This is a genomic window from Cellulomonas septica, from assembly GCF_012396155.1.
GTDB lineage: Bacteria > Actinomycetota > Actinomycetes > Actinomycetales > Cellulomonadaceae > Cellulomonas > Cellulomonas septica.
In genome coordinates, this window is the sequence record NZ_JAAXOY010000106.1 from 1 (window position 1) to 7847 (window position 7847).

4 protein-coding genes and 2 pseudogenes are annotated in these 7847 nt (G+C 73.4%); 4 read left to right on the plus strand and 2 right to left on the minus strand.

The window, feature by feature from the left end; genetic code table 11:
* Window positions 1-126: pseudogene (locus HGA02_RS20350) on the minus strand (UvrB/UvrC motif-containing protein); the annotation flags it as partial.
* A 1-nt stretch (window position 127) separates the two neighbouring features.
* Between HGA02_RS20350 and HGA02_RS06215 the strand changes: the two are divergent.
* Window positions 128-1099: pseudogene (locus tag HGA02_RS06215) on the plus strand (methyltransferase); the annotation flags it as partial.
* A gap of 66 nt (window positions 1100-1165) precedes the next feature.
* Here the strand turns inward: HGA02_RS06215 and HGA02_RS06220 are convergent.
* On the minus strand, window positions 1166-4186 hold the full coding sequence (locus tag HGA02_RS06220) for a glycosyl hydrolase (RefSeq protein ID WP_168678271.1): 3021 nt from the start codon (window positions 4184-4186) through the stop codon (window positions 1166-1168).
* Window positions 4187-4522: 336 nt separating this feature from the next.
* Here HGA02_RS06220 and HGA02_RS06225 point away from each other — a divergent pair, with 336 nt between their 5' ends.
* The 3 genes from HGA02_RS06225 to HGA02_RS06235 are packed head-to-tail and all read left to right on the plus strand — an operon-like array spanning window position 4523 to window position 7705.
* Entirely contained in the window at window positions 4523-5743 is a 1221-nt protein-coding gene (locus tag HGA02_RS06225) for an efflux RND transporter periplasmic adaptor subunit (RefSeq protein WP_168678272.1), read from the plus strand.
* A complete protein-coding gene (locus HGA02_RS06230) occupies window positions 5736-6476 on the plus strand; it encodes an ABC transporter ATP-binding protein (protein WP_168678273.1) in 741 nt (246 codons plus the stop codon). The genes HGA02_RS06225 and HGA02_RS06230 overlap by 8 nt, the downstream gene beginning before the upstream one ends.
* Window positions 6473-7705, plus strand: coding sequence for an ABC transporter permease (locus HGA02_RS06235; protein ID WP_168678274.1), 1233 nt, complete (start codon window positions 6473-6475; stop codon window positions 7703-7705). The genes HGA02_RS06230 and HGA02_RS06235 overlap by 4 nt, the downstream gene beginning before the upstream one ends.
* Window positions 7706-7847: the final 142 nt, after the last annotated feature.

Genomic DNA, 7847 nt, shown 5'->3' on the forward strand with positions numbered 1-7847 from the left:
CTCGGCGTCGCGCAGGCGGGCGGCCTTCTCGAAGTCCTGCTCGTCGATCGCCGACTCCTTGTCGCGGCGCGTCTCGGCGATCTGCTCGTCGAGCTCGCGCAGCTCCGGCGGAGCCGTCATGCGGCGGGTCGCGACCGACATCTCCCGGCGCGCGCTCGCGTTCGCGCGGTTCAACGCGGCTCTGGCGGGTGTGGCGCCGCAGGTCGAGCTGCGGGAGGGGTCGATGCTCGAGCCCGTCGCCGAGGAGCGGTTCGACCTCGTCGTCAGCAACCCGCCGTTCGTCATCACGCCGCGATCTGCGGACGTGCCCGCGTACGAGTACCGCGACGGAGGGCGGGCAGGCGACGCGATCGTGCGCGAGCTGGTCGAGGGCGTCGGCGACGTGCTCGAGCCCGGCGGGGTCGCGCAGCTGCTGGGCAACTGGGAGGTGCGGCGCGGCGAGTCGTGGGACGAGCGGATCGGCGCGTGGGTCGACGCGTCCGGCCTCGACGCGTGGGTCGTCCAGCGCGAGCTCCAGGACCCCGCGCAGTACGCCGAGACGTGGATCCGCGACGGTGGCACGACGCCCGACCGCGACCGCGACGCGTGGGCGGCCCGGTACGGCGCGTGGCTCGACGACTTCGCGAGCCGCGACGTCGAGGCGATCGGGTTCGGGATCGTCACGCTGCGGCGCCCGCTCGACGGCGCGCGCCGGAGCCTGCGGCGCCTGGAGGAGGTCACGGGGACCGTCGCGCAGCCGCTCGGGCCGGTCATCGGCGCCGCGCTCGACGCGCACGACTGGCTCGCCGTGCGCACCGACGCCGATCTGACCGACGCGCGCCTCGTCGTCGCCCCCGACGTCACCGAGGAGCGCTACCTCACACCCGGCGACCCCGACCCGCAGGTCGTGCTGCTGCGCCAGGGCGGCGGGTTCGGCCGGACGGTGCAGGCGGGCACGGCGCTCGCGGGGTTCGTCGGGGTGTGCGACGGCGAGCTCACGGTCGGCCAGATCGTCGGCGCGCTGGGTGCGCTGCTGGAGGTGGGTGCCGACGCGGTCGCCGCCGACGTCCTCCCGTCGGTCCGCGGCCTGGTCACGGACGGTCTCCTCCTCCCGTCCTGACGCGGGCGCGCCGAGGGCCGGCCACCGCGTGGGGTGACCGGCCCTCGGCCGTGCGTCACGTCCGCGTCAGCGGAGCTCGACGTCGTCGATCACGTGCGTGCCCGCGTTGAAGTACAGGTTCACGCGCTTGACGTCGGACAGGAGCGCGCCGCACTCGGCGGTGAGGGTCGTGAGGTCGACGACGAGCGGGTCGTCGCCGGTCCGCGGCCCGGAGACCCACCCGACCTGCGCGGTCTCGCACCACTGCCACGACGAGCCGAGCTGGATCGCCGCCTTGGTGTCGAACCCGGTCGTCGAGACGACGTCGAGCGCGAGCGACGTGCGCCCGGTCCAGTCGGTCGTGGACGGGGTGAACGAGAACCACCCGCCGTCGGGTGCGGCGGCCTCGATCGTGAGCGCACCGCCGGACGCGGTCGCCGAGCCAGGGCCGTTGTCGAGCGGACCCCAGCCCTGCGCGCCGTCGGCGAAGTCCGAGAGCACGACGGGCTGCAGTGGCGACGGGAGCGCCTCGAACCGGTACAGGTACCGGGCGACCTCCTGCCGCTGCACGGGCTTGAGCACGCCGAACGTGTACGGCGAGGCGGGGTCGATGACGCCGACCTCGGTCGCCCACGTGATCGCGGTCCGGTACGGGTGCCACGTCGGGACGTCGCGGAACGCCTCGGTGCCCTCGGGCTCGGGGGAGCCGGCGAGCCGCCACAGGAGCTCGGCGGTCGACGACCGGTCGAGCGGCGCGTTCGGCAGGAACAGCAGCCCGTCGTCGACGAGGCCCTCGGCGACGAGCCACTCGACCGCGGTGTAGGCGGCGTTGCTCTTCTTGACGTCGAGGAACGACGGCTTGGCCGGCGGGGTGAACGACGCCTTCTCGTAGGCGTAGAGCAGCCGGGCCGCATCGGCGCGCTTGACCACGCGGGTCGGCTTGAACGTGCCGTCCGCGTAGCCTTCGTCGAGGCCCTGGTCGTGCAGCCAGAGGATCTCGGTCTCGTACGGGTGGCCCTTCGGGACGTCGGAGAACAGCGGCGGCGGCTCGACGCCCGGCAGGGCGGCGATGTCGTCGACCACGATCGACCCGGACGCGGCGCCGCCGTCGACGCTGTTGACGTAGATGTTGAACGACGTCAGGGCCTTGAGGTCGGCGTCGGAGATCCGCCGGTCGGCGTGCGCGGTGTCCCACGGCGCCGGCCGCCAGTCGACGAACGGGATGGTCACGAGCTGCGGCGCGTCACCGGCGAGCGACGGGTAGGCCTCGTAGGCGACGCCGCCGGCGTTGAGCTGGAGCACCATCTTGTTGTTCGAGCCGTCCGGGTCGACCCAGAGCGCGAGCTCGTTGAAGTCCGACCAGTCGCCGCTGATCTGCTTGCCCAGGCCCGTGTACGTCTGCGTCGCGAAGTCGTAGTCGAGCCGCAGCGCCTTCGCGCCGCTCCCGACGGACGCCGTCTCGAGCGAGATCGTGTTGGCGCCGTACGTCACGTACTCGGCGCGCAGCGCGGTGTCGTCGCCGTAGCCCTCGAAGTCGTCGACGAGGCCGGGCGCGAACGTCGGCTTCGGGCCGAGGACGACCTGGTTCGTGACGTCCAGAGTGCCGCCGCCGGCGAGCGTCGCGGTCGCCGTCACCGTGTACGTGCTGTTGTCGAGCTGCGCGGCCGTCGGCGACCACGGTGCGCTCCACCAGAGCGACCCGTCGTACGCCAGGTCGAGCGTGTCGACGACCGTGCCGCCCTTGGCGACCTGGACACGCACCGCCGTGGCCTCCGCGTTCGTGACGCGCACGCGCACGGTCGACGGCGACGTGGCGACCCGGGCGGCGTCGGCGGGCGACGCGATGTGCAGCACGGGCTGCGCGGGTGCCGCGTCGACCACACGGTCGAACGCCCCGCTCACCTCGGACGCGAACAGCGTGAACGGGTCGGCGGCGTACGCCTGGAAGTCCTCGAGCAGCGCGTCGCCGGGGACGGGGACGAAGTGCTGACCCGCGTCGAAGTTGGCCCACGTCTCCATGTACGCGTTGCGGCTCGCGACGGGGTCCGCCTTGATCGCCGCGAGCACCTTGGTGAACCACTGCGCGGGCGACGAGCCGCTCGTGCCGACGCCGCCGGTCACGCCGAACTCGGTGAACGCGGAGATCTTGCCCTTCTCGTCGGCGATCTCGGCGATCATCCGGAGGTCCGCGACGAGGCCCGTGAGGAACGCGTCGGACGCCGTGTTGTCGTACGTGTCGAGCCCGAGGACGTCGACGAACTGGTCGCCGGGGTAGGTCCGCAGGTAGACGTCACGGTTGCCGCCGAAGCCACCGCCCGGACCCCAGGCGTACAGGAAGTTCGAGACCCCCTTGACGTCGCGCAGGTACTCGACGGTGAACCGGTAGAGCTCCTGGTACTCGCCGGGCGACCCGAACGCGGCGCCCCACCAGAACCACGAGCCCGCGTTCTCGTGCCACGGCCGGAAGATGATCGGGATGAGGTCACCGTCGGCGTCACGCGACTGGTCGGCCAGCTCCGCGATGTCGTCGAGGTACGCGACCAGGTCGGCGTGGTGCGAGCCGCCCGGCAGGACGGCCCGCAGCGTGTCGCCCGAGGTGTCGTAGAACGAGCCGCCCGTCACGAAGTTCTCGACGTGGGCGCTCACGGTGTTGATGCCGCCGAGCGCGTCGGCCTTCGCGATGTAGTCGGCCATGACGGCGATGTTCTGGTCGCGCGTGTTCTCCGCGACGCCCGGCCGCTCCTTGCCCTCGATGATGAGGGTGTCCCAGCCGAAGACGGCGGGGAAGTCGCCCGTGACGTTCTTGACGTCCGACGTCGTGCCGTCGGTCGGGCCCGTCGTGAGGCCGAACGACGTCGTGTGCTGGTGGCCGAACAGGATGCCGTCGCCGCGGACGTCGTCGAGGTAGGAGAAGAGGGACCGGGTCTCGGCGGTCGCACCCGTGTCGACGATGTGCACGGTCGCGTCGGCGGGCGCCGCAGGGACGGGCGGTGCCGACTGGGCGGGCAGCGCGGACAGCCCGGTCACGGCGAGCGCCGCGGCCGTGGCGGCCAGGGTGCGGGCCGCCGACCGTCCGCGCGCGTGGCGCGGCAGGCTGCGGTTCGTCATTGAACCTCCAGGTGACGGTCGGGCCGAGCACCGGTGCTCGACCCTCCAGGGGCCGCGGCCGTCGCGAACCGGACGAGCGCGGACAGACTTCGTCAAGTTACCAAACTTAGTCGGAGCGGCCTAGACCGGACGTGGCTGGACCCGCGCCGCCTAAGCGATTCGCCGCCGTCCAGGTCGCGGGTGACGTCGGATGCGGCCCGCTCCCGCGAGCGCCGACGCCGGACAGGTGCGGCCGCCGACGGGTGCACAGGTCGCGCACAGCCTCGCGACAGGTCCGCGCCAGGACGCGTCCCTAGCGTCGCCAGCGCCCACCCCCGACTCACGAAGGACACCCGCATGCTGCGCGCCTGGAGGAGGACCCGTCGCTGGGTCCGGGTCCTCGTCGTCGCGCTCGCCGTCGGAGCGGTCGCCACCGGCACCTGGTGGTTCACGCTCCGCGACGCGAGCAGCGCCGCCGCCGAGGAACCCGTGACCCGCACCGTCACCGCGAGCCTCACGACGATGGAGAAGACCGTCGACGGGACCGGCACGCTGACGCCGGCCGTGCAGGAGGACGTCTCCTTCGCCGTGAGCGGCACCGTCACGTCCGTCGCCGTCACGCAGGGGCAGACCGTCACCGCCGGGCAGATTCTCGCGACCGTCGACACGCTGCGCCTCGACGCCGACCTGCTCACCGCGAAGGCCACGCTCGCGACCGCGCAGGCGCGGCTCGACGACGCGCAGGACGCCGACGACGGCACGTCGACCTCCGACGCCCAGATCGCGTCCGCGCAGGCGCAGGTCGAGGTCGCGCAGGCGCAGGTCGACGACGCCCAGGCGGCGCTCGCGGACGCGACGCTCGTCGCACCGGTCGCCGGGCTGCTGACCGCGGTGGACCTCGAGGTCGGGGACGCGGTCACCGGCAGCGGCGACTCCGGCGCGACGAGCCCGCAGGGCGGCGACACCACGGCGACCGCGCAGTTCACGATCGTCGGCACCGACGCGTGGCGGGTCGAGGTCGGGGTGTCCGACGCGGACGTCGCGCTCGTCGAGGTCGGCGACCAGGCCGAGCTCACCGTGGACGGCGCCGACGGCACCGTCTTCGGCACGGTCGCGTCCGTCGGGCTGCTGTCCACCAGCGAGGACGGCGTCCCGTCGTACCCCGTGACGATCGACGTCACCGGTGACCAGGAGGGTCTGCACGACGGGGTGTCCGCCGAGGTCAGCGTCGTGTACGAGCGCCGGACCGACGTGCTGACCGTGCCGAGCATGGCCGTGTCGACGGTCGACGGGCAGACCGTCGTGACGAAGGTCGAGGCTGACGGCACCCAGGTCGAGACGCCGGTCACGACCGGGGAGACGTCGGACGACCTCACCGAGATCACCGACGGCCTGACCGAGGGCGACTCCGTGGTGCTCGCGGTGTTCACGCCGCGCGCGACGCAGGACGGCGGCGGTCAGCAGTCGTTCCCCGTGCCCGGCGAGGGCGACATGGTCTTCCAGGGCAGCCCGGGCGGCGTCGCACCCGGCGGCGGCACGTTCCAGGGCGGACCGATGCAGGGCGGCGGCAATGGCTGAGCCCACGACGCTGACGGCGCCCAGGCCCGCGGGAGCGGCGACGCCGACCCCGGTCATCGAGCTCACGGGCGTCCGCAAGACGTACCGCACCGGCACCGTCGAGTTCGAGGCGCTGCGCGGCGTCGACCTGCGCATCGACGCGGGCGAGTACGTCGCGATCATGGGGCCGTCGGGGTCCGGCAAGTCGACCCTCATGCACATCCTCGGCTGCCTCGACGTCGCGACCGCGGGCACCTACCGGCTCGCGGGGGAGGACGTCGGCGACCTCGACGAGGTCGACCTGGCCGACATCCGCAACCGGCGCATCGGGTTCGTGTTCCAGCAGTTCCACCTGCTGCCGTCGCTGTCCGCGTGGCGCAACGTCGAGCTGCCGCTCGTCTACGGACAGGTCGCAGCGGCCGTCCGGCGCGACCGTGCCGTCGCGGCGATGCAGCGCGTGGGGCTGGGCGACCGGCTCGACAACCGCCCGGGGGAGCTGTCCGGCGGTCAGCAGCAGCGCGTCGCCGTCGCGCGTGCGCTCGTCGGTGAGCCCGACCTGCTCCTCGCCGACGAGCCCACGGGCAACCTCGACTCCGTCTCGACGCGCGACGTGCTGGCGCTGTTCGACGAGCTGCACGCGCAGGGCCGCACGATCGTCCTCATCACGCACGAGGAGGAGGTCGCGCAGCGCGCCGGACGGGTCGTGCGCGTGCTCGACGGGCTGGTCCGCACCGACGCCGGAGGTGCGCGGTGACCTGGACCGAGACCCTGCGCACCGGCTGGTCCGCGATCCGCACGCACGTCATGCGGTCGACCCTCACGGTCCTCGGCATCCTCATCGGGATCGCCGCCGTCATCCTCACCGTCGGCCTCGGGCTCGGCACCCAGAAGGACGTGTCCGAGCAGATCAGCGCGCTGGGCAGCAACCTGCTCATCGTCCGGCCGGGGTCGTCGACCGACTCCTCGGGGATGCGCGGCGGGTTCGGCACCGGCACGACCCTGACCCGGGCCGACGCCGAGGCGCTCGCGTCCGACGTGAACGCGCCCGACGTCGCGGGTGTCGCCGCGGAGAAGTCGTCGGGCGCGTCGGTCGAGGCGGGCGACACCAACTGGACCACGCAGGTCGTGGGCACGACGACGTCGTGGCTCGACGTGCGCGGCCGCGAGGTCGCGTCGGGCGAGTTCTTCACCGCCGCCGACGAGGAGTCCGGCGCGGCCGTCGTCGTGCTCGGCCCCGAGACCGCGACCGAGCTGTTCGGCACGACGCGCGTCGTCGGGCAGACCGTGACCGTGGACGGGACGGACCTGCAGGTCGTCGGGGTCCTGGCGGCCGCCGGCGCGAGCGGGGACAGCGACCTCGACGACGTCGCCGTCGTGCCCATGTCGACCGCGGCCGACACCCTGTTCGGCGGCACGGACCGCAACGCCGTCTCGACGATCTACCTGCAGGCGGAGTCCTCCGACGCGCTCGGCGCCGCCTACCAGGAGGCCGAGCAGACGCTGCTCGCGCTGCACGGGATCAGCGACGCCGACTCCGCCGACTTCACGATCAACAGCCAGGACGCGCTCGTGTCGACCGCGACCGCGGTCTACCGGACGCTCACCGTCCTGCTCACGGGTATCGCCGCGCTGTCGCTGCTGGTCGGCGGGATCGGGGTCATGAACATCATGCTCGTCTCGGTCACCGAGCGGACCCGCGAGATCGGGCTGCGCAAGGCCCTCGGGGCGCCGCCGTGGGCGATCCGGCGGCAGTTCCTCGTCGAGGCCGGGGTCCTCGGGCTCGGCGGCGGCGTGCTCGGTGCCGTGCTCGGCATCGTCGGCGCGCGCGTCCTGCCCGGGCTGCTCGACACGTCCGTCGTCGTGTCCGGAGCCGCCGTCGCCGGGTCGATCGTCGTCGCGCTCGCCATCGGGCTCGTGTTCGGCGTCTACCCCGCGACGCGCGCCGCCCGGCTCGCCCCCATCGACGCGCTGCGCGCGGAGTGACCGTGCCCCGCCGACCCCGCCCACCCGCCCTCGCACCCACGACCCGGCACGCCGTCCGACCCACCGTCCGCGCCGCCGAAGGAGCCCCCGCCATGACCCGCACCGCTCTCGACCACCGCGACCGTCCCGCACCCGGCCGGGC

Coding starts and splice junctions, on each gene's coding strand:
- HGA02_RS06220 (WP_168678271.1), bottom strand. CDS start 4,186: ATGACGAACCGCAGCCTGCCGCGCCACGCGCGCGGACGGTCGGCGGCC.
- HGA02_RS06225 (WP_168678272.1), top strand. CDS start 4,523: ATGCTGCGCGCCTGGAGGAGGACCCGTCGCTGGGTCCGGGTCCTCGTC.
- HGA02_RS06230 (WP_168678273.1), top strand. CDS start 5,736: ATGGCTGAGCCCACGACGCTGACGGCGCCCAGGCCCGCGGGAGCGGCG.